15 protein-coding genes and 3 pseudogenes are annotated in these 23,830 nt (G+C 68.7%); 8 read left to right on the forward strand and 10 right to left on the reverse strand.

Features of this window, described 5'->3' with window-relative positions:
* Positions 1-11: 11 nt before the first annotated feature.
* Positions 12-389: pseudogene (locus MLG_RS05790) on the reverse strand (transposase); the annotation flags it as partial.
* 182 nt (positions 390-571) lie between these two features.
* Complete coding sequence (locus MLG_RS05795; protein ID WP_041718347.1) at positions 572-1,444, reverse strand: tetratricopeptide repeat protein; 873 nt, start codon at positions 1,442-1,444, stop codon at positions 572-574.
* 176 nt (positions 1,445-1,620) lie between these two features.
* Between MLG_RS05795 and MLG_RS05800 the strand changes: the two genes are divergently transcribed.
* The 4 genes and pseudogenes from MLG_RS05800 (at position 1,621) to phoU (ending at position 7,609) form a co-directional block, all read left to right on the forward strand.
* On the forward strand, positions 1,621-3,936 hold the full coding sequence (locus MLG_RS05800) for an ABC transporter permease subunit (protein ID WP_011628879.1): 2,316 nt from the start codon (positions 1,621-1,623) through the stop codon (positions 3,934-3,936).
* A 69-nt stretch (positions 3,937-4,005) separates the two neighbouring features.
* The gene (pstA, locus tag MLG_RS05805; protein WP_011628880.1) at positions 4,006-5,673 is read left to right on the forward strand and encodes a phosphate ABC transporter permease PstA; all 1,668 of its coding nucleotides are present in this window, start codon (positions 4,006-4,008) and stop codon (positions 5,671-5,673) included.
* 193 nt (positions 5,674-5,866) lie between these two features.
* A pseudogene (gene pstB, locus MLG_RS05810) lies at positions 5,867-6,619 on the forward strand (phosphate ABC transporter ATP-binding protein PstB); the annotation flags it as partial.
* Between the two features lie 267 nt (positions 6,620-6,886).
* Entirely contained in the window at positions 6,887-7,609 is a 723-nt protein-coding gene (gene phoU, locus MLG_RS05815; protein WP_011628882.1) for a phosphate signaling complex protein PhoU, read from the forward strand.
* 169 nt (positions 7,610-7,778) lie between these two features.
* On the opposite strand, the gene MLG_RS05820 is transcribed toward phoU, so the two are convergent.
* The 8 genes and pseudogenes from MLG_RS05820 to MLG_RS05855 all read right to left on the reverse strand — a co-directional run bounded on the left by MLG_RS05820 (position 7,779) and on the right by MLG_RS05855 (position 19,262).
* Complete coding sequence (locus tag MLG_RS05820; protein ID WP_011628883.1) at positions 7,779-8,789, reverse strand: tetratricopeptide repeat protein; 1,011 nt, start codon at positions 8,787-8,789, stop codon at positions 7,779-7,781.
* 58 nt (positions 8,790-8,847) lie between these two features.
* Positions 8,848-10,464 carry a hypothetical protein gene (locus tag MLG_RS05825; RefSeq protein ID WP_011628884.1) on the reverse strand — a complete coding sequence of 539 codons (1,617 nt, stop codon included), beginning with the start codon at positions 10,462-10,464 and terminating at the stop codon, positions 8,848-8,850.
* Positions 10,465-10,468: 4 nt separating this feature from the next.
* Entirely contained in the window at positions 10,469-11,482 is a 1,014-nt protein-coding gene (locus tag MLG_RS05830) for a tetratricopeptide repeat protein (protein WP_011628885.1), read from the reverse strand.
* 50 nt (positions 11,483-11,532) lie between these two features.
* Positions 11,533-14,821: pseudogene (locus tag MLG_RS15930) on the reverse strand (hypothetical protein).
* Positions 14,818-15,609 carry a DUF4123 domain-containing protein gene (locus MLG_RS05840; protein ID WP_011628888.1) on the reverse strand — a complete coding sequence of 264 codons (792 nt, stop codon included), beginning with the start codon at positions 15,607-15,609 and terminating at the stop codon, positions 14,818-14,820. Before MLG_RS05840 ends, MLG_RS15930 begins: the two are co-directional and overlap by 4 nt.
* Positions 15,588-17,708, reverse strand: coding sequence for a type VI secretion system Vgr family protein (locus MLG_RS05845; RefSeq protein ID WP_011628889.1), 2,121 nt, complete (start codon positions 17,706-17,708; stop codon positions 15,588-15,590). The genes MLG_RS05840 and MLG_RS05845 overlap by 22 nt, the downstream gene beginning before the upstream one ends.
* 131 nt (positions 17,709-17,839) lie before the next feature.
* Positions 17,840-18,448 (reverse strand): Yip1 family protein, encoded by a 609-nt coding sequence (locus MLG_RS05850; RefSeq protein WP_011628890.1) that lies wholly within the window; start codon positions 18,446-18,448, stop codon positions 17,840-17,842.
* A 163-nt stretch (positions 18,449-18,611) separates the two neighbouring features.
* Positions 18,612-19,262 carry a Spy/CpxP family protein refolding chaperone gene (locus tag MLG_RS05855; protein ID WP_041717935.1) on the reverse strand — a complete coding sequence of 217 codons (651 nt, stop codon included), beginning with the start codon at positions 19,260-19,262 and terminating at the stop codon, positions 18,612-18,614.
* Between the two features lie 250 nt (positions 19,263-19,512).
* Between MLG_RS05855 and MLG_RS05860 the strand changes: the two genes are divergently transcribed.
* The 4 genes from MLG_RS05860 to MLG_RS05875 are packed head-to-tail and all read left to right on the forward strand — an operon-like array spanning position 19,513 to position 23,822.
* The gene (locus MLG_RS05860) at positions 19,513-20,256 is read left to right on the forward strand and encodes a response regulator (protein ID WP_011628892.1); all 744 of its coding nucleotides are present in this window, start codon (positions 19,513-19,515) and stop codon (positions 20,254-20,256) included.
* Complete coding sequence (locus tag MLG_RS05865; RefSeq protein WP_011628893.1) at positions 20,256-21,620, forward strand: ATP-binding protein; 1,365 nt, start codon at positions 20,256-20,258, stop codon at positions 21,618-21,620. The genes MLG_RS05860 and MLG_RS05865 overlap by 1 nt, the downstream gene beginning before the upstream one ends.
* Positions 21,621-21,676: 56 nt before the next feature.
* Positions 21,677-22,231: a PH domain-containing protein gene (locus tag MLG_RS05870; protein WP_011628894.1), complete on the forward strand. Its 555-nt coding sequence runs from the start codon at positions 21,677-21,679 to the stop codon at positions 22,229-22,231.
* The gene (locus MLG_RS05875) at positions 22,221-23,822 is read left to right on the forward strand and encodes a PH domain-containing protein (RefSeq protein WP_011628895.1); all 1,602 of its coding nucleotides are present in this window, start codon (positions 22,221-22,223) and stop codon (positions 23,820-23,822) included. The genes MLG_RS05870 and MLG_RS05875 overlap by 11 nt, the downstream gene beginning before the upstream one ends.
* Positions 23,823-23,830 lie beyond the last annotated feature (8 nt).

The following is a 23,830-nucleotide window of genomic DNA, read 5'->3' on the forward strand; positions in this document are numbered from 1 at the left end:
GGTGCGTCGAGCTACGGGGATCGTCGTCGTTCCGCCTCCTCCCGCAGCGCACGGGGTTGCAGTTCCGCGATGACGAACAAGTAGCCCGACTTGCATTCCGGGCAGGGGGTGCCAACAGCCGAGGCCTCACCCGCCAAAGCGGGCGGTTCAGTGTAGGCTGACAGTGCTTCCCGCACCTGCGCCAGCTTGGCCCTGTGACTGCGGTTAGCCAGCAGCCCAAAATGGCGGATTCGCATCAGCCCCTTCGGCAGCACGTGTAGGAGCACCCGGCGCACGAACTCCTCACCGGCAAGCGTCACCTCACGGCGCTTGCCGTTCGCCCGGTAGTCCTGGTAGCGGAACGTGACGCTGGCCTCGTCGATGGCCAGGATTCGGTCATTGTGGATGGCGCTGCGGTGCGTCTAGGGGGACCGGTAGAGCGCGCCGGTCCGCGCCGCCTCACGCAGCGGAGGGGTTCACCATCCGTCTTTGGTAATGGCGCGAGAGCGCGCGGACCGGAAAATGGCATGCGCTGATTGGGTCCTTATATTGAATGGGGTAGAAACAAGGGGCATGGCAGGCATGTATGCAGTCAGCGTCCCCCAGCCCGCCGCCAAGCTCGCTCCTTGGCCTCATCCGCCTCCGCTTCATCCAACTCCGCCGTAATGGCGTTCACCAACCGCTCCCCGTCCGGGTGCCCGTTGGCCGCCGCCAGCCAAGCCCAACTCGCGGCCTCTAACTTGTCCCCCTCGTCCATGCCTTCGCCGGCGTAGTACATCTCCGCCAGCCAGGCCTGCATGGGGGCGTTAATCTGGGTGTCCGGTGAGCGGGCCCCTTCGTACAGGTAGGGCAGGGCGCGCTCGGGGTCGGGTTCGATGCCCAGGCCCTCCCGGTACATCCGCGCCAGGTAGTAGCTGCCCATGTCCAGCCCTTCCTCCAGGGCCGCTTTGAAATGCCCCTGGGCGCGCTCGGCCAGCTCGGCGGAGCCGCCGCCCACCACGTCGCTCAGCAGCACCGATCCGATCCCCAGGTGGGCCTCGTGGTGGCCCGCGTCGATGGCCACCTGGAACCAGTGTTCGGCCGCTTCCCGGTCGGGCGTCACCCACGCCCCCTCCAGGTAGGCCCAGGCGACGCGGGTGGCGTGCTCGGTGCGGCCGGCCTCCACGGCGCGCTGGTACCAGTGCAGCGCCTGTTGTCCGTCTGCCTCCACGCCCAGGCCCTCCTGGTGGAAGTAGCCCAGGTGCACCTTGGCCCGGGCGCTGCCCGCCGAGGCGGCGGACTCCAGCCACGCCAGGGCTTCGGCGTAGTCCTCCTGATCAGCGTGGGCCAGGGCGATCTCCCGTTGGCCCTCGGCGCTGTGGTCGTCGGCGGCGCTTTCCTCCCAAGGCGGCGGGCCCGCCAATGCCGGGCCGGTGGTCAGGGCCAGGGAGAGCAGGGCGGAGCAAAGCAGGGAACGGGTGCGCATGGTCGGTGCCTCGGATTGGCTCGGTGGAACGATGCGCATTCTAAGGCCATGAATGGCCTGTCAATATGACAGTTCCATGACACAAGCGGGCCTTCGCCAAATTGTCACGAAACCGTCATGCCGGGCGCCTACCATCGCCGTCACTTCATCCACCACGGCGAGTTCACACCTTGACCATGACGGACACCTCCCCAGCCGCGGCGGGCGGCACCAGCGGCCGTTATCTCCCCAGCGAAGAGCAGCGCAGGCGCTGGCGCCGGTGGCGTCACGTGAAGGACTGGATCAGCAAGGGCAGCATCGCCACCTTCGGGGTGGGGGTGATCGTCGCCCTAGGGCTGATCTTCGTTTACCTCTTCTCCGAGACCCTGCCCATCTTCGGCGACCCGGAGATCCGGCCGGTGTCCACCTACGCCGCCCCGGGCGGGACCGACTCCGGCCGCACCCTGCATACCGCCATGGAGCGCTACCAGGAGGTGGCGGTGCGCTTCACCGAGGAGGGAGGCGTCTACTTCTTCCGCCCCGGTAGCGGCGAGTTGCTGGACGAGTACCGCCTGAACCGGCCGGAGGGCGTGGAGGTGCGCAGCTTCGACGTGGCCGAGGCGCGCACGCGCCTGGTGGGTTACGGCTTGTCCGACGGCACCGCCATCATGGCCCGCCACGATTACGACGTCAGCTACACGGAAGGGCGGCGCGCCATCACCCCCAGCATCACCTACCCGGAAGGCGAGGGCGAGCCGCTGGAGGTCTTTGCCGAGGAGGGGCTGCCCCTGGACGCCATCACCGTGCAGCGCGGCCGGCGAGGCAGTGCGGTGGTGGCGGCCAACAACGAGGCCGAGGCGCTGCGCCTGGTGATGTTCGAAGAGGAGACGGACTTCCTCACCGGCGCGGCCACGGTGGAGCGCAAGATCTACGAACTGCCCTGGCCGGAGGCCGGCGTCGAGGTGACCCAGATCCTGCTGGACACCACCATGCGCAACCTGTTCGTGGGCGGTGCCGACGGCCGGCTGCACTTTTTCGACGTCTCCAACCTCAACCGCCCCGAGCTGGTCAGCAGCCAGCGGGCCATCACCGGCGAGGGCGCCGAGGTGACGGCCATGGACTTTCTGCTGGGGGCGGCGTCCATGATCGTGGGCGGGTCCGATGGCTCGGTGAGCCAGTGGATAATCACCCGGGGGGAGGATCGCAGCCGCAGCCTGACCGAGGTGCGCAGCTTCGACGCCCACGCCGCGCCCATCTCGGTGATCGCCCCCGAGCATGGCCGCAAGGGCTTTGCCACCGGCGCCGAGGACGGCACCGTGCAACTGGCTTACGCCACGTCGGCCCGGACCTTCTCGCGGATCGGTCTGGAGGGCGCCGACCGGGTGGACGGCCTGGCCATGGCGCCGCGCCAGGACGCCATGTTGGCGGTGGGGGGCGATGGCACCTTCCACTTCCTGGCGGTGGACAACCCCCACCCGGAGGTCTCCTTCTCCGCCCTCTGGCAGAAGGTCTGGTACGAGGGGCGCAACAACCCGGCCTACGTCTGGCAGTCCTCCTCGGCCACCCAGGAGTTCGAGCCCAAGTTTTCGCTGGTGCCGCTGACGGTGGGCACCTTGAAGGCGGCGTTCTACGCCATGCTCTTCTCCATCCCCATCGCGGTGCTGGGGGCCATCTATTCGGCCTACTTCATGGCGCCGAAGATGCGCCAGATCACCAAGCCCACCATCGAGATCATGGAGGCCCTGCCCACGGTCATCCTCGGCTTCCTGGCCGGGCTGTGGGCCGCGCCCTTCTTCGAGCGCAACCTGCCGGCGGTCTTCTCCATCCTGATCGTCATGCCCATCGCCATGGTGTTCGCCGCCTACTTCTGGACGCGGGTGATGCCGGAGGGCATCCGCCGCCTGGCCCCGGCGGGCTGGGAGGCGGCGCTGCTGATCCCGGTGGTGCTGCTGGTGGGGTGGCTGGGGGTGACCGCCAGCCCCTTCCTGGAGCTGGCCTTCTTCGGCGGCGACATGCGCCAGTGGCTCACCGACCAGGGCATCAACTACGACCAGCGCAACGCCCTGGTGGTGGGGGTGGCCATGGGCTTCGCGGTGATCCCGACCATCTATTCCATCTCCGAGGACGCCATATTTAACGTGCCCAAACACCTGACCCAGGGCTCCCTGGCGCTGGGGGCGACCCCCTGGCAGGCGATGGTGACGGTGGTGCTGCTCACCGCCAGCCCGGGCATCTTCTCCGCCATCATGATCGGCTTCGGCCGCGCCGTGGGCGAGACCATGATCGTGCTGATGGCGACGGGCAACAGCCCGGTGGTCAACTTCAACCTCTTCGAGGGCATGCGCACCCTGTCGGCGAACATCGCCGTGGAGATGGGCGAGGCGGCGGTGGGCAGCACCCACTTCCGCATTCTCTTCCTGGCGGCACTGGTGCTCTTCCTGATGACCTTCGTGGTGAACACGGCGGCGGAGATCGTGCGCCACCGCCTGCGCAAGAAGTACAGCACCCTGTGAGCCCGGTGATGAGACAACGCCAACCCGGACCGTCCCGACCCGGACTGTCAACGAGAGGAATTTGAAGCGATGCGCGACTGGTTCAAGCGGGGTACGCCCTGGATCTGGCTCAACGCCGGTGCCGTGGCCATCTCTATCGTGATGGTGGTGGGGCTGATCGCCCACATCGCCTGGAACGGCCTGCAGCACTTCTGGCCCAGCAACGTGGTGGCCTTCGAGTACAGCGAGCCGGGCCGGGAGACCCGACAGGTGCTGGGCGAGGTGGACGCGGCCGAGACCCTCACCGCCCCGGCGGCCCGGGAGCGGGGCTTCGATGTGGCCGACGACGATGCCCTGGTCACCCGCTACCGGATCAAGCGGGGCAACCGGGACGTGGACGGCCGGGACTTCGCCTGGTTCGCCGGCCCCAGCATGTCCGAGTGGAGCTACCCCGAGGACGTGGTGGTGATGGAGCGCCGCCAGTGGGGGGACTTCATCGGCTACCTGCGCGAGGTGCGGGTGGACGGCGAGGCGGTGGCCCAGGGCGATGAGGCCGCCTGGACCCGCTTCGATGAGCTCTTCCAGGACAACCGCGGCCGGATCGAGGAGATCGGCCATATCGAGCGGGTGGAGATCGGCGCGGTCAACGCGGCCATCGAGGAGCTGCGCCTGGCCCAGCGCCGCCTGGACGCCGACGAGACCCTTTCCGAAGAGGCGCGTGCCGAACAGGCCGCCGCCATTCAGGCGGACCGGGATCGCTGGGAGGAGGAGTACGAAGGGCTGGTGGAGCGCCGCGACGAGCTGCTGCGCGAGGTGGCCCGTTTCTCGCTGCTGATGGAGACCGCCTCCGGCGAGCAGGTGGAGATCGCCATGGGCGACGTGGTGAAGCCCTGGCGGCCCAACGCCATGGGCGTGGGCGAGAAGATGGCCTTCTACGTGCGCGACTTCTGGGACTTCGTCACCGGCTACCCCCGCGAGGCCAACACCGAGGGGGGCATCCTGCCGGCCATCTTCGGCACGGTGCTGATGACCATCGTCATGGCCATCTTCGTCACCCCCTTCGGGGTGCTGGCGGCCATCTACCTGCGGGAGTACGCCAAGCAGGGGCCGCTCACCCGCACCATCCGCATCGCGGTGAACAACCTGGCCGGGGTGCCCTCCATCGTCTTCGGCGTCTTCGGGCTGGGTTTCTTTGTCTACTTCGTGGGCGGGGGTATCGACCAGCTCTTCTACGGCGAGCGGCTGCCGTCGCCCACCTTCGGCAAGGGCGGGGTGCTCTGGGCCTCGCTGACCCTGGCGCTGCTGACCCTGCCGGTGGTCATCGTGGCCACGGAGGAGGGGCTGTCCCGCATCCCCGGCTCCATCCGCCACGGGGCGCTGGCCCTGGGCGCCACTAAGAGCGAGATGCTCTGGCGCACGGTGGTGCCCCTGGCCACGCCGGCGATGATCACCGGGCTGATCCTGGCCGTGGCCCGGGCGGCGGGGGAGGTGGCGCCGCTGATGCTGGTGGGCGTGGTGAAGTTGGCCCCGCAGCTGCCGGTGAGCGGCGACTTCCCCTTCGTGCACCTGGAGCGCAGCTTCATGCACCTGGGCTTCCACATCTTCGACGTGGGCTTCCAGAGCCCCAACGTGGAGGCTGGCCGGCCGCTGGTCTACGCCACCGCGCTGATCCTGCTGATGGTCATCGTGGTGCTGAACCTCTCCGCCATCTCCATCCGCAACTACCTGCGCGAACGCTACAAGGCGCAGAGCGACTGAGGCCCGGACCGGGTCGACGAATCCGGTCGCCGGAAGGGCGGCCGCAGGGGCCGGAAGGCCCGATAACGAATTCACGGAGTACCGAGCCATGGTGAGCACGATGATGAACGAACAGCAACAGGGTGGCATGACCCACGGCTACAACGTCGAGGCGCTGAAAAACAAGCCCAAGTCCAAGCCGGGCAAGGCCACCGACACCTGCTTGGAGGTGAGCGACCTGCAGCTCTGGTACGGGCAGGACAAGGTGTTGAAGGGCGTCGACATGGAGATCCCACGGGGGCGGATTACCGCCTTTATCGGCCCTTCCGGCTGCGGCAAGTCCACCCTGCTGCGCTGCTTCAACCGCATGAACGACCTGATCGACAACTGCCGCATCGAGGGCCACATCCGCATCGACGGCGAAGACATCTACGACCGCCGGGTGGACATCCCCGAGCTGCGCCGCCGGGTGGGCATGGTCTTCCAGAAGCCCAACCCCTTCCCCAAGTCCATCTACGAGAACGTGGCCTACGGCCTGCGCCTGCAGGGCGTGCGCAACCGGCGGGTGCTGGACGAGGTGGTGGAGCGCTCCCTCAAGCGCGCCGCTCTGTGGGACGAGGTGAAGGACCGCCTGCACGAGAACGCTTTGGGCCTGAGTGGCGGTCAGCAGCAGCGGCTGGTAATCGCCCGCGCCGTGGCGGTGGAGCCGGAGGTGCTGCTGCTGGACGAGCCCGCCTCCGCCCTGGACCCGCTGGCCACGCTGAAGATCGAGGAGCTGATGTTCGAGCTCAAGGAGGAGTACACCATCGCCATCGTCACCCACAACATGCAGCAGGCGGCCCGGGTGTCCGATTACACCGCCTTCATGTACCTGGGGGAACTGGTGGAGTTCAACGACACCGACACCCTGTTCACTACCCCGGCGAAGAAGCAGACCGAGGACTACATTACCGGTCGCTATGGTTGACCGGATAAGGGTCGCCGGGGAGGGGGCAGCGGAATCGAGGCCGCCAAGACAGAGGCACCAAGATAGGTTGGCCATTAGAGGGCGTCGAAGTCGGTGGTGCCGGGCTGCGGGGGCGGTTCGTCGTTCATGGGGTGTAGGCGGCATGGATGCCGCCTTCAAGCGTACAGGGATGTATTCACAGCGTCCCCATGAACGACGAACCGCCCCGCAGTCCGGCACCACCCAACCCAAGCCGCCATAGCTACAGTCAATACAGGTCGAACCACCATGGACAACAACTTTTTCCAGCAACACATCTCCCAACAGTTCAACGAAGAACTGGAAGACATCCTCCGGAAAGTCATGACCATGGGCGGCCTCGTCGAGCAGCAGCTCGCCGACGGCGTGGCGGCCCTGGTCGAAGGCGACAGCGCCAAGGCCGAAAAGGTGATCACCAGCGACTACCGGATCAACGACCTGGAAGTGGCGCTGGACGACGAGTGCAGCCACATAATCGCCCGCCGTCAACCCACCGCCACCGACCTGCGTCTGCTGATCGCCGTGATCAAGGCTATCACCGACCTGGAGCGCATGGGCGACGAGGCCGAGCGCATCGGCCGCATGGCCCTGCACCTGCTGGAGCGGGACCGCAACCACAGCCCCGTCGACGAACTGGCCGTGCTGGGCGAGCATGTCCGCCAGATGCTGCGCGGCGCTCTGGACGCCTTCGCCCGCATGGACCCCGACCAGGCCGTCCGCGTTGCGCAGCAGGACATCCAGGCGGACAGCCAGTACGAACAGATCATGCGCGAATTGATGAACTACATGGCCGAGGAACCGGCCTCCATCCCGCGCATCATGGACATCGTCTGGTCCGCCCGCGCCCTGGAGCGCATCGGCGACCGCTCACGCAACATTTGTGAATACGTCGTCTACTGCGTCAAGGGCAAGGACGTGCGCCACACCAGCTTCGACCAGATGGCGGAGCAGGCCACGGGGGACCGGCGTTAGTCGCGAACCCACGCGGAGAGAGTCAGTCGTTGCCGTCCGGGCAATGAGGCAGCGGCAGCGCCGTGCCCGTCCGGTGCTGGACCGCACAGGGGCATGGTAGATCCATGGCTGTTATGCCACAGGTGGTCGGCCCGACGGGGCGGTACGGGGCCCGAGCCGGTCATTTCCGCTACAGGCCGTACTTGGGCGGGAAGTAGGACAGCGGGGGCTCGCGGTTCAGCCACTCCTCGGCGAGTTCTTCGGCTTCGGCGATTTCATCTTCGGTCATGCGGTCGCGTTCTCGCCCAAGAATGCCCTCGGCCGTGCTATCTCGCGTCTCTTCATAAACCGCGTGAAGTATGGCCCAACCCTTGACCGTGTCATCTGCGTCGTCCGGGCAGAAATCCGCCCAGGTATTATCCAGGTAGCACCAGCCAACGGCGAGACGACCGCTGATATGGCCATGTCGGGAACTTTTTTTCGTCCATTTCCAGTCTTCGTTATACCGCTCCTGATCCCGCAAGGCTAGGGACAGGTTGTACATCCCCGGGGCGTAGCCCTGCTCGGCGGCCTTGCGGAACCAGGGCTCGGCGGCCTTGACGTCTTCCAGCGGCGGGGGCCATTCGCCGGAGCGCTCCTGAATACGACTCGCCCACAGGTCTTGTGCCTGTGGGAGGCCCGCCCTGGCAGCGTTGCGTAACCAGTTCCGACCCTCTTCCACCTCCTCCAGCGCAACATAGATCGAATACAGTGCAAGCATGGCATCCGGATCCCCTTCCTCGGCTTTGGGGAGTTCCTGGCCCAGGGCCATTTCTGCCCAGGTGTCATGCTCTTCGGGGCAGATGTCGGCCAGCTCGCAGATCATGCCCCAATTCAGACGAAGCATGGCGTAGGGATCCCCGCCCTCCGCCGCGCGGTGGTACCAGTCGATGGCCTCGTGGGACATGCCACGGTCCATAAAGCGGTAGATCTCGCCAAGGGTGTACATGGACTCAACATCGCCGGCCTCGGCGGCCTTTTCCAGGTGGTGGATGGCCACGCTGCGCCAGCGGATGCCGTACAGGCGCATGCCTTCTTCCTTGGCCTGTTGTTGCTCGGCATCGAGCTCTGGGGATGTTGTGTCTTCGCCTTTGTTGGCTTGAGCCGTCCCGGCCCATAAGCCAACGATCAAGAGGAAAACCATTGTTCTTGTGCAGGGCATTACCGATACCTCTGTTGGGCCTTCGCAAACCGCCCGTTGTCGTCGCATGCCTTCCTTTCTACTGAATGTGGCGGGAAAGCCAGCCGGCATTCTGTCTGTATTTCCTTTGCATATCGGATTGCTCAGGGGTAGCGCGGCCCCCTGATATGAACTGATCCAGCCGCCCTCGGTTCTCGGCATACGCATCGGCCCTCGATGCGTCGGTAGGCTGTCCGTCTCGGGCCATGCGCACCACGGCCTTTTCAAACAACTTTTGCGCCGGGTTCGGGTGCTCTGCGGAGAACTCGCGCCGGGGCCCGTAGACGCCGGCCAGGACGCCGGAGACAATCCATTGCAGGCAGTTGAGGATCGCCCGCTGGTGGAATCCTCGTGCTTGCTCCACGTTGTATTGGTTCTCCTCCACCTCGAACGCCTGCGGCTGACTGGTCAGGGTATAAAGCAGCGGCCCGAGGGCCTCGGGCGGCAGTTGGCGCACCCAGGCGCGCAGTTGCTGGACGCGCTTGTGGTGTTCCCGACTGGCCTCCGGGTCATACCGGAGGTTGGGCGGTTCCTCGGCGGCGAGTTCGTAGGCGATCCGGCTGGCCATGTCCCGCTCCCGGGTGAACCATTCGATCAGCTGGCGCAGGCGGTGGGTGCCGCGCAGCAGGAGCAGGGCGGGTTCGACCAGGGTGATGGCGGCGAGGTAGGCCAGGCGGCTCATCTCCTCGAAGGCGTCTTCGTCGATCCAGTCGACGCGCTCGTAGCCGACCTCCACCAGCGCCTGGTGCATCATGGCGAGCCAGAGGTCGAGGTGGCGGGTGTCGAGGGCCAGGCGCACGCTGCCCCCGCCGCCGACGCCGAGCACCAGGCGCAGGGAGGCGTGCAGCACGAAGCGGCCGTTGTGCAGGCCGAGCCGGAAGGCGGCCTCGCCGCCGACCCCGACGCGTACTTCGGGGTTGATCTCGGCACGGGTCAGGGTTTTCCACTGGCGGGCCTCGTCCCGGGCGTAGCCCGCGCGGTCGATCTCGGCCATGGCCTGGTAGCGCGGCAGGCGCGCGAGCAGGTTCGCCGGCGGCTGCCAGAGCAGACGGCAGTGGTTGTGGCCGGCCAGTCCGGTGCCGGCGAAGGCCTCCAGTCGGGCATCGACGCCGTCGCGCTCCACGGGGGCGAGGCCGTTGACGGCGAGACGGCCCCCGGCGGTGTCGAGCCCGACGCCGCCGCCCAGCGCCACGGAGACGGCGGCATGGCCGTGGAGCACGGGCTCGATGTGCAGGCAGTAGCGGCCGATGGAGCGGGCATCGGGGTGATTGGCATCAAGGCCGAAGGGGACGATGACCGGCTCCGCCTTGGCGGGATCGGGCAGCTGGATGGGCGCGAGGGCGATCTCGCCACGGCCGAAGTCGAAGGCGTGCTGGCCCTGCGTTCGCAGCGGCGTCGTCGCGCCGTTGGCCCCGGGCTCCACGGTGGGAACGATGACGTGACCGTCCAGGGCCAGGCTGGGGGTGACCGCGAAACTCTGCCCGGATTGGCCGGGACCGGTGCCGACGGCGTCGTCATGGCGGGCGGTGATCCCGATGCGGACGCCGTTTCCGGAGGCATCGTGCTCCGGGTCGGCCTGCGCCAGGGATTCGGGCAGGCGGCAACTATTCCAAGGGAGCCAACCGGTCCGGGCGGTGACCTGCCAAAACAGGAGCATTCCGCTACAGGCCGTACTTGGGCGGGAAATAGGACAGCGGGGGCTCGCGGTTCAGCCACTCCTCGGCGAGTTCTTCGGCTTCGGCGATTTCTTCGTCGCTGAGAAGATCCGAAAACTCCTCCATATACCAGCGAGCATCATCATGGCGAGTTTCTTCGTACGCTGCATGAAGGATGGCCCAGCCCTTGATCGGATCGCTGTCATTGGGGCAGTAAGGCCGGTCCTCGGGCTTGAGATGGCACCGACCGTAAGTCACTCGATTATTTACATAGCCATGCTCGGACCCGCGCACGACCCATTTCCATGAGCCCTCGACGTCGTCCTGTCGCCAGAGATTGCCGGCCAGGTTATTCATAGCCGGGGCATACCCTTGTTCGGCCGCCTTGCGGAACCAGGGCTCGGCGGCCTGCACGTCTTCCAGCGGCGGGGGCCACTCGCCGGAGCGTTCCTGAATACGACTCGCCCATAGGTCTTGTGCCTGTGGGAGGCCCGCCCTGGCAGCGTTGCGCAACCAGTTCCGACCTTCTTCAACATCTTCTAGCGCAACATAGATCGAATACAGTGCAAGCATGGCATCCGGATCCCCTTCCTCCGCTTTGGGGAGTTCCCGGTCCAGAGCCATTTCTGCCCAGGAGTCATGCTCTTCGGGGCAGATGTCGGCCAGCTCGCAGATCATGCCCCAATTCAGACGGAGCATGGCGTAGGGATCCCCGCCCTGCGCCGCGCGGTGATACCAGTCGATCGCTTCGCGGGACATACCCCGGTCCAGCAGCCGGTTGGCCTCGCCCAGGTAGTACATGGCCTCGACATCACCGGCCTCGGCCGCTTTTTCCAACGGGGGCTGCATGTCGATCCATTCATGCAGGCCCCACAGGCGCATGCCTTCTTCCTTGGCTTGATGGAGGGGTTCGTCAAGGCTGAGCTCAGAGGTGGCACTGGCCGGTATCAACGAACTCCCCACTGCTATCAGAAATGCTGGAAGCCAGAAACGTGTGACGCTTTTGCCGATGAGAGACATGGCGCTGTTCCTTTGCTTGCGCAATTCAAAATACGGTCCCACTGTAAAACTCAGTTCAGCGGGGTAATGTGTCGGGAGAGGGTTCTTACCGCACGCTCATACCGTTCGCCGATCGCGCCGACGCGGCTGGTCGGTGAGGCTCCAGGCATAAAGTCATCCAGACGCTTGCGGTTTTCCGCATAAGCATCGGCCCTGGATTCGTCGGTAGGCTGTCCATCTCGGCCCATGCGCACCACGGCCTTCTCGAACAATTTCTGCGCCGGGTTGGGCTGCTCGGCCGAGAACTCGCGCCGCGGCCCGTAAACGCCATTCTGGGCGCCAGAGACGATCCATTGCAGGCAATTGAGGATGGCCCGTTGGTGGAATTCTCGTGCTTGTTCCGCGTTGTATTGGTCGCCTTCCACCTCGAACGCCTGCGGCCGACTGGTCAGGGTGTATAACAGCGGCCCCAGGGCCTCGGGCGGTAGCTGGCGCACCCAGGCGGCAATGGCGTCCCGTTGCGGGTCGTTGACGATGGTGTAGGCGATCCGGCTGGCCATGTCCCGGTCCCGGGTAAACCACTCGATCATCTGGCGCAGTCGGTGGGTGCCGCGCAGCAGGAGCAGGGCGGGTTCGACCAGGGTGATGGCGGCGAGATAGGCCAGGCGGCTCATCTCCTCGAAGGCGTCTTCGTCGATCCAGTCGACGCGCTCGTAGCCGACCTCCACCAGCGCCTGGTGCATCATGGCGAGCCAGAGGTCGAGGTGGCGGGGGTCAAGCGCCAGGCGCACGCTGCCCCCGCCGCCGACGCCGAGCACCAGGCGCAGGGAGGCGTGCAGCACGAAGCGGCCGTTGTGCAGGCCGAGCCGGAAGGCGGCCTCGCCGCCGACGCCGACGCGCACCTCGGGGTTGATCTCGGCGGCGGTCAGGGTTTTCCACTGGCGGGCCTCGTCCCGGGCGTAGCCCGCGCGGTCGATCTCGGCCATGGCCTGGTAGCGCGGCAGGCGCGCGAGCAGGTTCGCCGGCGGCTGCCAGAGCAGACGGCAGTGGTTGTGGCCGGCCAGTCCGGTGCCGGCGAAGGCCTCCAGTCGGGCATCGACGCCGTCGCGCTCCACGGGGGCGAGGCCGTTGACGGCGAGACGGCCCCCGGCGGTGTCGAGCCCGACGCCGCCGCCCAGCGCCACGGAGACGGCGGCATGGCCGTGGAGCACGGGCTCGATGTGCAGGCAGTAGCGGCCGATGGAGCGGGCATCGGGGTGATCGGCATCAAGGCCGAAGGGGACGATGACCGGCTCCGCCTTGGCGGGATCGGGCAGCTGGATGGGCGCGAGGGCGATCTCGCCACGGCCGAAGTCGAAGGCGTGCTGGCCGCGCAATCGCAACACGACCCGCGAGCCGTCCTGCCCGCGGGGCCACGGTGGCGGTGATGCCCAGCTCGTCGAGAGCGAGGCTGGGGGCCACACTGACCGTCCGGCCGCCGGCGTTGCCCCCGGTGTCGATGCCGGCGGTGTCCTGGTAGCGGGCGGTCAGGCCGATGCGGGCACCGGTTCCGGAAGCGGCTGTCTCCGGTTCGGCCTGCGCCACGGGTCCGGGCCGGCGCAGCCACAGGGGTGCCTCCCCGGACAGCGCCCGGTCGCGCCGGTCGGGCTCGGCGTATGCGCCGGCCAGCAGGCGCAGGAGCTGCGCCGGGCCACTGGCATCGAACAGGCGCATGGGGTGGTTGAGCGGGTCGGCGAACAGGATCCGGCGCAGGCGCCGGCCCCACTCCTCCCGGGCGCTGTCGTCGGCAAGGCGGTCGATGACCAGGCCCTGGTGGTCGAGGTCGTGGAAGAAGCGTTCCGGCTCGAACAGCCCGAGCGGCTCGCTGTGCCAGTCGGGGTTCCAGTCGAGCCGCCGGCAGCCGCGTCGGGTGAGCCACCCGGTCAGTGCCGTGTCGGGCAGGGAGCGGGGCTCGGTGACCGTGCGGCTGTCGTGCGCGATGGCGGCATCGCGCTGGCGGGCGTAGTGGGGGCGGGTCTCGCCCAGCTGGTGCAGGCTCAGGTGATCGAGGGTGCGCTGCCGACCGGGGCCGCTGAACTCGCGCAGGGGGAAGTCGGCGCGCACCAGCCGGTGGATCGGGGGCGGGCGGTAGGGTTCGGGGTCGCGGATGTCGTCGGGGCCCAGGTCCCAGTGCAGGACGCGCCTCGGGCGCGTGCGGTCCACCCGGCGCCGGGCCGTGCGGTAGAGGCGGTCCATGCGCTCGCGCAGCCGGTCGAACCGCGCCTGCTCGTCGGTGAACAGGAAGATGGGCAGCGGGGTGGCCCGGCCCGTGCCCTGTTCCCACTCCCTGAGCCGCGTGTCCACGTCCTCGCGCAAGGCGTCGAGTTCGTCCAGGGTCGCGAAGTAGCGGGCCACGTAGTCCACGCCGTCGGCGAAGCCGGCGTCCGGGTCCTCAGCCAGCGCCAGCTCGGGGGTGGCCACGCCCAGCCCGGCCAGCTCGATGAGACTGTCGATGTAGTGGCGGTAGTCCTGCTCCAGTTGCGGGATGTAGTGCTCGATCACGGAGGCGATCTCGCAGCGTTCGACGGCCTCTGGTACCGGGTCCTGGTCGCAGAGCGCCACATGCCGGCGGTATTGCTCCAGGATCTTATGGAGCGGCCGCGTCGGTGGCAGGCCCTGACCCTGTTCCAGGTGGGACCGAGCACCCTGGAAAGCAAGCTCCCGCCGCCGGTGATAGCGCTGCAGCGCCTCGCGGATGCGCGCCTCGCTGTCGCCGTGGACCAGGGCGCTATCGACGACATAGCCGGCCTTCTCGGCCTTGTCCAGGCCGCGTTGATAAAGGGCCTGAAGTGCGTCGAGATGGTCGTTGCTCTCGTGGATGCGTGCCGGTTCCGGGCATTGGGTCGGTACGGCCGAAGGCATTGAATGATCGCCGGACCAGGATTGCGAGGTGCTCACGCTGGTGGTGCCCTGGAAAGGCACGCCGTCCACCACCCGTTGCAGCAGCGTGTCCGGGGCCTCGTCCTGAAGGGCGGCGAGCTGCTGGAGGGTCTGCGCGAACCGTTGGCGGTCCGCTTCCCCCAGGAAACTGACCGGATGCGCTGGCAGGAAGCTGTCCAGCACGCCCGCCTCCTCGGACAGCCGCCGGTTGCGCTCGTCGCGGTCGTCCACGGCGGCGATGTCGGCCAGCTTGTCGGCCGCGTGGTGCATCGCGGCGGCGGCTGTGGCGTTGAGCAGCCAGAACTCGCCGGAGCCGGTGAGATAGACGATGTCCGCCCACAGGAACGTTGCGCACAGGGGGCGCGGGTCTTCGTGGAAGAGGTCATCGTCGCGGCCGCGCGGTCCCGCGGGCCAGACCTGGGGGGCGATGGAGTCGGTCATGTGCCGGCCTCCCTGCCCGCGGCACCCGGTTTGGAACGGGCTGTCTGATCCTTCGCGCCGCCGGGTTTCGCCAATCGGCGGCGCCACTCGTCGGGGAGGTGAATGCCCGCCTCACGAAGGGTTCGGAGCTGCTCAAGCATGTCGGGCGGGACGGCCTCCAGCGGAATTCCAAGGTCCTGCCCAAGCCACCATGCCAGCGGGGCGTCGTCCAGCGCCCGGCACTGGTTGTGATCGAGAAACGGTGGGCTGGTCGGCCCGCGCGGCTCGGCCCCGACCCAGCAGCGCCAACCGGCGGTGGGCGTCGGTGTATAGACCGGTCCGAGTACCTGCAGCCACAGGTCAAAATGGGTGCGCGGCGCGCTGGCCAGGAGGGCGGTCCAGGCCTCCGGTTGCTGCACCTGTACCAGCGACTGCCCTCCGTCGGCGTCGTCCATCACGGCAAGCCGCTGCATCTGCTCGACGAAGGGCTCCAGGGCACCGCCGGGCGGCCGGCACATCCAGCCCAGCGCCAGCTCGCGGCAAAGCATTTCGGCCTGTTCGAACGCGGGGCTGCCCGGTGTGAGCCGCGCGGCCCAGGGCCCGTAAGCTGACAATGAACGGAGTTCCGTCCCCGCGAACAGGGGAACGATGTCGGTAGCGCCATCAAGGGTGTAGAGGGCAAGGGCCTCTTCCGGGATGCGGTGGGGGTCGATGATCAGCCCCACCCATTCCCCGTCGGCGCCATCGCCGGGGCCTTCGACGGTGTGGCTTCGCTCACCAATCCGGGTCAGCCACTCGTGCACGGGCATTCCTCCCTGGAACAGTTACCGGACTCCGTGTCCTTGCCACACAATTGAATGCGGGCGGCCTCGCTGCGTGCATAGCGCTCGGGGTCCGGGCCAACGCCCTTTACGACTCGTGGGGGCGGTTCGGCCGGCACGTGCCCCGGCCGTGCGGGCGTCTGGGCCCGCTGTGCACTCCCCGAGCCCGGGCTGCCTCCGGAGTTTATACGGATGCCGGGGCCGCTGAGGGTGATGCCGGAGGGGTCGAGCTTGATGAAGCTGCCGCCGGCCCGGAGGGTGATCTCGGCACCGGCCTCCAGGATCAGCTTGACCCCGGCGGCATGGTGGATCTCGTGCCCAGCCTCCACCAAAAGGCACTCGCCTTGGTATTGATGGAGCGTGCCCTCCACGCTGAGATGCTGATCCCCACCGGTGCGCTCGCGCCGCTCGCCCTGCACGGTGAGGTGCTCGTCGCCGTGGATCTCCGCGAGCCGGTCGCCGTGGACGCCCAGGTGGCTGTGCCGGCCGATGGTCTCGGAGCGGTCGTTGCGGGTGTGCAGGTCGAGATCGCGCTGGGCGTGCAGGTGGATGCGCTCGGCGTCGTGGGCGTCCTCGAAGTGCAGTTCGTTGTAGCCCTCGCCGCCGTGGCTGCGACTGCGCAGCACGCTGCGGGTCTTGTGCTCGGGCAGCGGATAGGGCGGGGTGTTGTGGCCATCGTAGACCCGGCCGGTGATCACCGGCTGGTCCGGGTCGCCGGCCATGAAGTCGACAATCACCGCATGGCCCACCCGGGGCAGGAACAGCCCGCCGTAGCCGGGCCCGGCCCAGGGCTGGGCGACGCGCAGCCAGGCGCTGGCGTGCTCGTCGTCGGCGGCGTAGCGGTCCCAGGGGAAACGGACCTTGACCCGGCCGTGCTCATCGCAATGGATCGCCTCCCCCTCGGGGCCCACCACCCGGGCGATCTGCGGGCCCTCCATCCGCGGGCCGGCGCCCGGGTCGTGGGGCGGGCGCCAGTCGGTGTCGGCGGGCACGAGGGTGAGCCGGTTGTTCAGCCGGGCCACGCCTGCCTCGTCCTCGTCGGCCAGCAGGATCGCGTCCTCTTCCAGCGCGGCGGGCTGCCGGGCGGTATGAAGGGCGCCGACCACCTGCCAGTCGCGGCGCCGTTCGCCGGCGTCGTGGCCATCGAGGGTGAAGCGCACGCCGGGGCGCAGCTCGGCAATATCGCTTTCGGCCTCGGCGGTGTGGGCGTCGGCGCGCAACTGGCCGAGCCGGACCCGGGTGAAGGCCCGGCCGCTGGTCTCGCTCTTGAACCGGCCGGGGTGGTCGTAGTGCTCGTAGGGGGTGGCCCCCGACTCGGCGCCATCATGCCCGGCTGCCCCATCCACCGCCTGCGCGTGGATCAGCCGCCGCCGGGGGGTGCGGAAATGGCGATCCTCCAGGGTGGCGCGCTGCGCGCGCACCCGGTGGGCCTCGCGCAGGGTGTGCACATGGCGGGCCTCGGCCACGCCGCCGGCGCGGGGGCGGTAGGCCCATTCGCCCGCCTGCCCCAGCCCCCGGTGGGTATCGGTGAACACCGGGCGGTGGCCGCCCTCGGGGGTGTCGTCGAACTCGTGGAAGTAGACGATGCCCAACTCGGCGGCAAGCCGCTGGACAAAGGCCAGGTCGCTCTCCCGGTACTGCACCAGGTACTCGCGGGGCTCGGGGCGGTGGCGGACGGCGAAGGCGGCGTCGGTGATGCCATGTTCCGAAAGCAGGGTGTGGAGGACATCCAGCGGGCAGGCGTGCTGGAAGATGCGGGCGTTGCGGCGCAGGGCAAGGCGCCAGAGGGCGGGGCGGACGACCAGTTGGTAGGCGGTGCGCCGGGCGCCGGTGCGGCCGCGCTGGAACTCGGTGACCACGCCGTGGACCCGGCGGGTGACGCGGCCGGCCTGATGGATGGCCAGTGCCAGGCCCTGCTCAAGCCAGTCGTCGGGGGCGAGATCGGGCGAGGGGTGGACCAGGTCCAGGGTCAGCGTGAAGGGCCGGGAGAGGTGCTCATCCAGGGTGAACCCGGTGACCCGGGGCAGGTCGGCCTCTGCCGCGCCGGGGCGCGAGAGGGCGAGGTACAGTCCGTTGTCTATTGGCATGCCGGCTCCGTGGCAGTGCAAGTCCATTCAATCCTTGGCCGTTCCTATGCTAGGGCGAGCGGTTCGATGCCGTCAATCACTCGCGTGCGCCTGCGCTGGGGTGGGAGTGGGCGTCGGGGCCGCCCATCGGCTCAGATCAGCCACGTGGTGCCGAACCGGACCTCTGGTTTGGCACCCGGGATCAGGTCGATCAGCAGCCACCCCAGGACGAAGGTGATCAGCGCGGCGCAGATCAGGGTGGCCACGTAGTGGCCCAGCCGGTTACCCCGGCGGATCCCCAGCACGATGGCGAAGGCGGGCAGCAGGAGGATCAGGCTGTAGACGATGAGCGCCAGACCAATACCGTTGCCGTAGGGCCATGGGAAGGCGGCCGCAATATTGCCTACCCAGGCCGGGATCATCGCGTAACCGACCGCCTGCAAGGCCCGCTCGAAATCACTCCGGCCCTGGAATAATTCAGCAAGCCAATGGGCCGCCCCGGCTAGGCCCAGACAGGCAATGGTGAGGATGATGAAGCTGTAGATGCCGAAGCCGATCGGGTGCGGCACCCCTTCCGGCGGCAGACCGGTGGGGATGATCTGGTAAAGGGTCTGACTGGTGAAGACACTGAAGCCGATCCAGGGGAGGATCAACTGGAAGAGGGACCGTTGCCAGGACGGTGGCGGTGCCTCGCCCCCCCGGCGAAGGGTGCGCACGGGGTTCAGCAGCAGGCCGTAAAGCAGGGTTGAGAAGGGCTTCATCAAGACTCCGCTGGCGGTTCGGGGCCGCCGGCCCGGAGGGGCCCGGGCCGGCGACGCAGCGGATGGTAGGACAAAGAGATGACAGTTTCGTGACCGGGCCGGCTGGGGCGCCGGTCGGCCGGTGGACCATCCCGGCCCACCGGCCATGGTGGGTGGTGAGCCCTTAGTAGCCGCCTTGGCGCTGACCTTGGCCCTGGCCTCCACGCTGGCCGTCGTCCCGGCGCTGGCCCTCGCCGCGTTCCCCACGCCGGTCCTCACGGGTCTCCCCACGGCGCTCCTCACGGGAGTCGCGCATACGCTCCCCCATCTCGCGAGGCGCTTCGTCCAGCATCTGCCGTTGCTCGGCGTCCAGGGACTGGTACAGGCGCTCACCGGCCCGCCGCGCCTCGCGCATCCGTTCCGCGTGCTCCGCAGACCAGCGCTCCATCCGCTCGAGCCGCCCGGTGAAGTCGTCCTCCATCATCTCGCGCATGGCCCCGCGGCGCTGCTCATGGTCGTGGCGCGGGCCCATGTGCTGGTGAAATTCGTCCCACAAGGCCCGTTGCTCGTCGTCCAGGTTCAGGCGCTCGGCCATCCGCTCGCGGTGCGCCTCCATGCGCTCACCGTAGTCACCGCCGTGCTTGTGGCCCTTCATCATGCCGTGGCGCCCTTCGCCACGTTCCATCATCATGCCACCGCGCTCGCCGCGCTGGCCCTCACCGCGCTGGGTCTCCTGGGCCAGGCTGTAGCCGGTTACGGCGGTCCCGGCGAGCAGCGTGGCCAGGGTGATACCGGTTAACATGCGGGTCATCGGTCGGGTCTGTTTGCGTGTCATGGCGTTGTCCTCTCGATCAGTGTGTCGTGGCTGGCAGGCGGTTTGTCCTGCCACGCCTTCATCACACCATAGGCAGGTAAGCGCCCTGTTTCCGCGGGGCCATGGTTTGTAACGGAACGTAACCGGTGCCCGATGCGGCGTCACAAGCGCTTACACCCCGGCTTTCGCGAGGGTGGTATACAAGGGACAGTCCCCCCGTGGCGGCGTTCCCGGCGGGCGGGCAGCCGGCAACAAAGGAGCAGCGAATCGCATGCAGGCGAACATACTGATCGTGGACGATGATCCCGGCTTGCGGGAACTGCTGGTCGACTATCTGGGCCAGAATGGACTGGAGGCCCGCGCTGTGCCTGATGGGACGGCGCTCTGGCCGGCCCTGGAGGCCGGCCCGGTGGACCTGCTGATCCTCGATCTGATGCTGCCCGGGGATGACGGCCTGGAGCTCTGCGGGCAGCTACGCGCCGCCGATGCCCCTTGGCGTACCCTGCCAGTGATTATGCTGACCGCGCGGGGCGAGGAGACAGATCGCATCGTCGGTCTGGAGCTCGGTGCCGACGACTACCTGCCCAAACCCTTCAACCCCCGCGAGCTGCTGGCCCGCATCCGCGGCCTACTGCGTCGCAGTCGCATGCCCCCGGCCCGGCAGGACGACCCGGCCGGCACCGCCGGGGAGCGCGTCCGGTACCGGTTCGCCGGCTGGCTGCTGGACCCGGCCGCCCACACCCTTGCCGGCCCGGACGGCCAGGTGCATACCCTCGGCGGGGCGGACACCCGGCTGTTACAGGCCCTCGCCGCCCGGCCGGGGCGACCGCTGAGCCGGGACCGGATCATGGACATCACCCGCGGCCGCGATGCCAGCCCCTACGACCGCAGCATCGATGTGCAGGTCAGCCGGCTGCGCCGGCTGCTCGGGGACGATGCCCGGGAGCAGCGCATTATCCGCACCCTGCGCAACGAGGGCTATCTGATGGCCTGCGACGTGGAGCGGGTGGCCTGATGCGCCTCTGGCCCCAGACCCTGATGGGTCGTTTGCTGGTCCTCATGCTGGGCGGGCTGCTGGCGGCCCAGCTGGCGGCGGGCTGGATCCTCTGGCAGGACCGCAGCCGCATGACCCTGGGGGTGGTGGTCTCCGGGCTGGCCGAGCGCCTGGCTGGCAGCCTGGACGAACTGGAGACCCTGGCCGCTGATGACCGGCGTGACCGGTTGCGGGGCCGGGGCATGCTGCGACCCAGCCTGGACCAACCCTGGCGCGATGATCCGCCGGAGAGCTATGCCGCCCGCCGGCTGGAGCAGGTGCTGGGTGAGCGGATGACGGCGGACCGCCCGTTCCAGGTCTGGGTGGAGGCGCCGGAAGAGCAGGGCGGTCGCTATACCGAGATGCAACGGCGCCACCAGCATCACCACGCCGGGGCCCTGCGCCTGGTCGTGGTCCAGGCCCACCTGGACGATGGCAGTGTCCTGACGCTGCGCCAACCGGTGCCGGCCGATGCGCTGAGCTGGCCGCAGCGGCTGCTGGCCGCGCTGGGTGTCTTCACCCTCTCCGTGCTGGTGATTGCCGGGCTGGCGGTGCGCGGCCTGACCGGCCCGCTGCGCACCCTCGCCCGGGCCGCCGAGAACCTGGGGCGCGACCTGAATCACCCGCCGCTGCCGGAGCAGGGCAGCCGGGAGGTCCGACAGGCCACCCGCGCCTTCAACGCCATGCAGCAGCGTCTGCGGGACAACCTGGCCCAGCGGGGCCGGATGCTCGAGGCGGTCTCCCACGACCTGAAAACCCCCATCACCCGGTTGCGCCTGCGTGCAGAGATGCTGCCCGACGAGGCCCTGCGCGAGCGCTTCCAGCGCGACCTGGCGGAGATGGAGCAGCTGGTCCATTCCACCCTCGATTTCATGCGCGGCGACACCCCGGTGCAGGACCCGGAACCGCTCGATCTGATGCCCCTGCTGCGGGCACTCGTCCACGAGACCGCCGAGGTCGGCGGCGAGGTGGCGCTCACCGGGCCGGACAGCGCCTGGACCCTGGGCGAGCCGTTGGCCCTGAAGCGGTGCCTGGGCAACCTGATCGACAACGCCGTGCGCTACGGGGAACGGGCCCAGGTGCGGGTCAGCGCGGACGGGACGGGTGTTCGGGTGAGCATCCGGGACCGCGGTCCGGGTATCCCGGAGGCGGACCTGGAACGGATCTTCGACCCCTACTATCGGCTGGAGGCCTCGCGTAGCGCGGCCACCGGAGGCACCGGGCTGGGGTTGGGGATTGCCCGCAACATCGCCCGCGCCCACGGTGGTGAGCTGGCGCTGCGCAATACCGGCGCGGGGCTGGAGGCCGTGATCACCCTGCCATCGGCCAATACCCGGCGGGACTGACACCGGGGTCGGGTCATCTGAGATACTGGGCCCACACCGACGGCCCCGAGGTAATCATGGCCCTATCCAATGCACCGGTGGACCCGCAGCGGCTGCCTGCCCTGGAGGCACAGTCCCTCCAGCCGGTCTCGCCCCGATTTGCGCCCTACCAGCTTATCAGCCGGTTTCTCAGCCTGTTGCCACTGGCCTTCCTGGCGTGGTTGCTGCCGGTGATGACCGGCATGCCCCTGGCCATGCGGCCGGTGCTGCTGGCCGGTGTGGGGTTGCTGCTGGTGGTCTCGCCGGTCCTGGCCTGGCTGGAGGCGCGCCGCCGCGCCTGGGCCGTGCGCGAGCAGGACGTGACCTACCAGAGCGGCCTGCTGGTCCAGCGGACCACGGTGCTGCCCTTTGTCCGCATCCAGCATGTGGAGACCGCAAGCAACCCGGTGGAGCGGGCCTTCGGCCTGGTCCGCCTGACCTGTTTCACCGCTGGTGGCGCCGGGGGCGACCTGGTCATCCAGGGCCTGGAGCGGGACCGGGCCGAGCGCCTGCGTCAGTACCTGCTGGACCGCATCCAGGGCGCCGCGGCGCCGCCGGCCAACGGGGAGACAGGGGAGGCGGATGGCCGCTGAGTTGGAGGGCCCCCCGGTGGGGCAGTGGCAGCGCCTGTCGCCCTGGGCGCTTGCGATCCTGTTCCTGGGCGGGCTGTTCCGTTTCGTCCGCGAGAATCTGCCGCTGGTGGTCGGTGCCGGTGCCGGCGCGGCCCTGCTGGAGCAGGTGGGCCTGCGCGAGCTGGGCCTGGGCCTGGCCTTGGTGGGCCTGATCGCCGCGCTGATCAGTCTGCTCTATTACCGGCGGTTCCGCTTTCGCATGGACGGCGATGTGCTGGTGGTGCAGCGCGGCGTGCTGGAGCGGCGCGAGGTGAAGGTGAGCGCCGAGCGGGTCCAGCATATGGCGTTGGAGCAGCCGGTCTACATGCGCCCCTTTGATGTGGTCCGCTTCAGCCTGGACACACCGGGCGGGGCCACCGCCGAGGTGGAGCTGCCGGGCATCCGCCGGGCGGTGGCGGAGGCGCTGCAGGAACGGTTGGAACGGGGCCGGCCGGGGCCCGCCGTGGAGGGTGCGACCGGGGCGGAGGCGGGGCAGCCCCCGTCGGAGGCGTCGACGGAGACGTTGTTCCGGATCGGCCCCCGTGGCCTCACCCTGCACGGCCTTGCCAGCAATCATGCCTACGTCATCGCCGCGCTGTTGGCGCCGGTGGTGCAGCCGTTGGAACGCCTGGCCCTGCGCAACCCAGAGCTGCTGGCCGGACTGCCCTGGCTGGAGGCTGCCGCCGAGTCGCCGGTGTTGGCCCTGGTGCTGACGGTGACGGCCCTGCTGTTGCTCCTGGTGTGCGTCTCGGTGGCTGTGGTCTGGCTGCGCTTTTTCGGCTTCACCCTGGTGCGCGAGGGCGGCCGCTACCTCCAGTACAGCGGTCTGTTCACCCGTCGCCAACAGACCCTCACGGCGGCGAAGCTGCAGTCCCTGGAGTGGGTGCAGACGGCGGCGGGCCGGCTGCTGCGCTGCGGTTACCTGGTCTGTCACCAGTACGGGGCCCTACCCGGCGGACCGGATACCGCGGGTCAGCGTTTCCTGGTGCCAGGGTTGAGTCGCCGGGAGGGACGCGCCCTGAGCGAGGTGTTCTGGTCGGGTCTGGGTGCGGACGCGGCGGGCCGGGGCGGCACTGGGGCGCCGGCCGGGGGCGCCTTCGAGGCGGGCTACCAGCGGGTCCACCGGCTCTACCGCCGGGTGCTGGCGTTGCGGCTGGTGGCCGGCGCCACCGCGTTGGCCCTGGTGCTGCTGACACTCACCGGCTTCCCCGGCTGGCTGGCCCTGGTGGCGCTGGCCCTGGTGCTGGCCTGGCCGGTGGCCTGGCTGCGCTGGCGCGCCGTCGCCTGGCGCCGGGCGGGGCGCTTCCTCTGCGTCCGGCGGGGGCTGCTGGGCCGGCGCACCACCCTGTTCCCGCTGGAGAAGGTCCAGGCGGTGACGGTGCAGCAGAGCTGGGTGCAGCGGCGCCGCGGGCTGGCCACGCTGCGGTTGCAGCTCGCCAGCGGGCCGGTGGTGGTGCCCTTTATCCCGCTGGCCACGGCCCACGCGGTCGCCAATGAGGCCCTCTACCGGGTGGTCTTCCGGCCGGATTCAGCCCTTGGGGCCGAGCAGCAGCCAGAGGATCAGGATTTATAGCGCCGTGT

This window comes from Alkalilimnicola ehrlichii MLHE-1 (assembly GCF_000014785.1).
In the GTDB taxonomy this organism is placed as follows: domain Bacteria; phylum Pseudomonadota; class Gammaproteobacteria; order Nitrococcales; family Halorhodospiraceae; genus Alkalilimnicola; species Alkalilimnicola ehrlichii.

What these genes read in the sequence shown, in the direction of transcription:
- MLG_RS05795 (WP_041718347.1), bottom strand. Translation starts at nt 1,444, where the DNA reads ATGCGCACCCGTTCCCTGCTTTGCTCCGCCCTGCTCTCCCTGGCCCTG.
- MLG_RS05800 (WP_011628879.1), top strand. Translation starts at nt 1,621, where the DNA reads ATGACGGACACCTCCCCAGCCGCGGCGGGCGGCACCAGCGGCCGTTAT.
- pstA (WP_011628880.1), top strand. Translation starts at nt 4,006, where the DNA reads ATGCGCGACTGGTTCAAGCGGGGTACGCCCTGGATCTGGCTCAACGCC.
- phoU (WP_011628882.1), top strand. Translation starts at nt 6,887, where the DNA reads ATGGACAACAACTTTTTCCAGCAACACATCTCCCAACAGTTCAACGAA.
- MLG_RS05820 (WP_011628883.1), bottom strand. Translation starts at nt 8,789, where the DNA reads ATGCCCTGCACAAGAACAATGGTTTTCCTCTTGATCGTTGGCTTATGG.
- MLG_RS05825 (WP_011628884.1), bottom strand. Translation starts at nt 10,464, where the DNA reads ATGCTCCTGTTTTGGCAGGTCACCGCCCGGACCGGTTGGCTCCCTTGG.
- MLG_RS05830 (WP_011628885.1), bottom strand. Translation starts at nt 11,482, where the DNA reads ATGTCTCTCATCGGCAAAAGCGTCACACGTTTCTGGCTTCCAGCATTT.
- MLG_RS05840 (WP_011628888.1), bottom strand. Translation starts at nt 15,609, where the DNA reads ATGCCCGTGCACGAGTGGCTGACCCGGATTGGTGAGCGAAGCCACACC.
- MLG_RS05845 (WP_011628889.1), bottom strand. Translation starts at nt 17,708, where the DNA reads ATGCCAATAGACAACGGACTGTACCTCGCCCTCTCGCGCCCCGGCGCG.
- MLG_RS05850 (WP_011628890.1), bottom strand. Translation starts at nt 18,448, where the DNA reads ATGAAGCCCTTCTCAACCCTGCTTTACGGCCTGCTGCTGAACCCCGTG.
- MLG_RS05855 (WP_041717935.1), bottom strand. Translation starts at nt 19,262, where the DNA reads ATGACACGCAAACAGACCCGACCGATGACCCGCATGTTAACCGGTATC.
- MLG_RS05860 (WP_011628892.1), top strand. Translation starts at nt 19,513, where the DNA reads ATGCAGGCGAACATACTGATCGTGGACGATGATCCCGGCTTGCGGGAA.
- MLG_RS05865 (WP_011628893.1), top strand. Translation starts at nt 20,256, where the DNA reads ATGCGCCTCTGGCCCCAGACCCTGATGGGTCGTTTGCTGGTCCTCATG.
- MLG_RS05870 (WP_011628894.1), top strand. Translation starts at nt 21,677, where the DNA reads ATGGCCCTATCCAATGCACCGGTGGACCCGCAGCGGCTGCCTGCCCTG.
- MLG_RS05875 (WP_011628895.1), top strand. Translation starts at nt 22,221, where the DNA reads ATGGCCGCTGAGTTGGAGGGCCCCCCGGTGGGGCAGTGGCAGCGCCTG.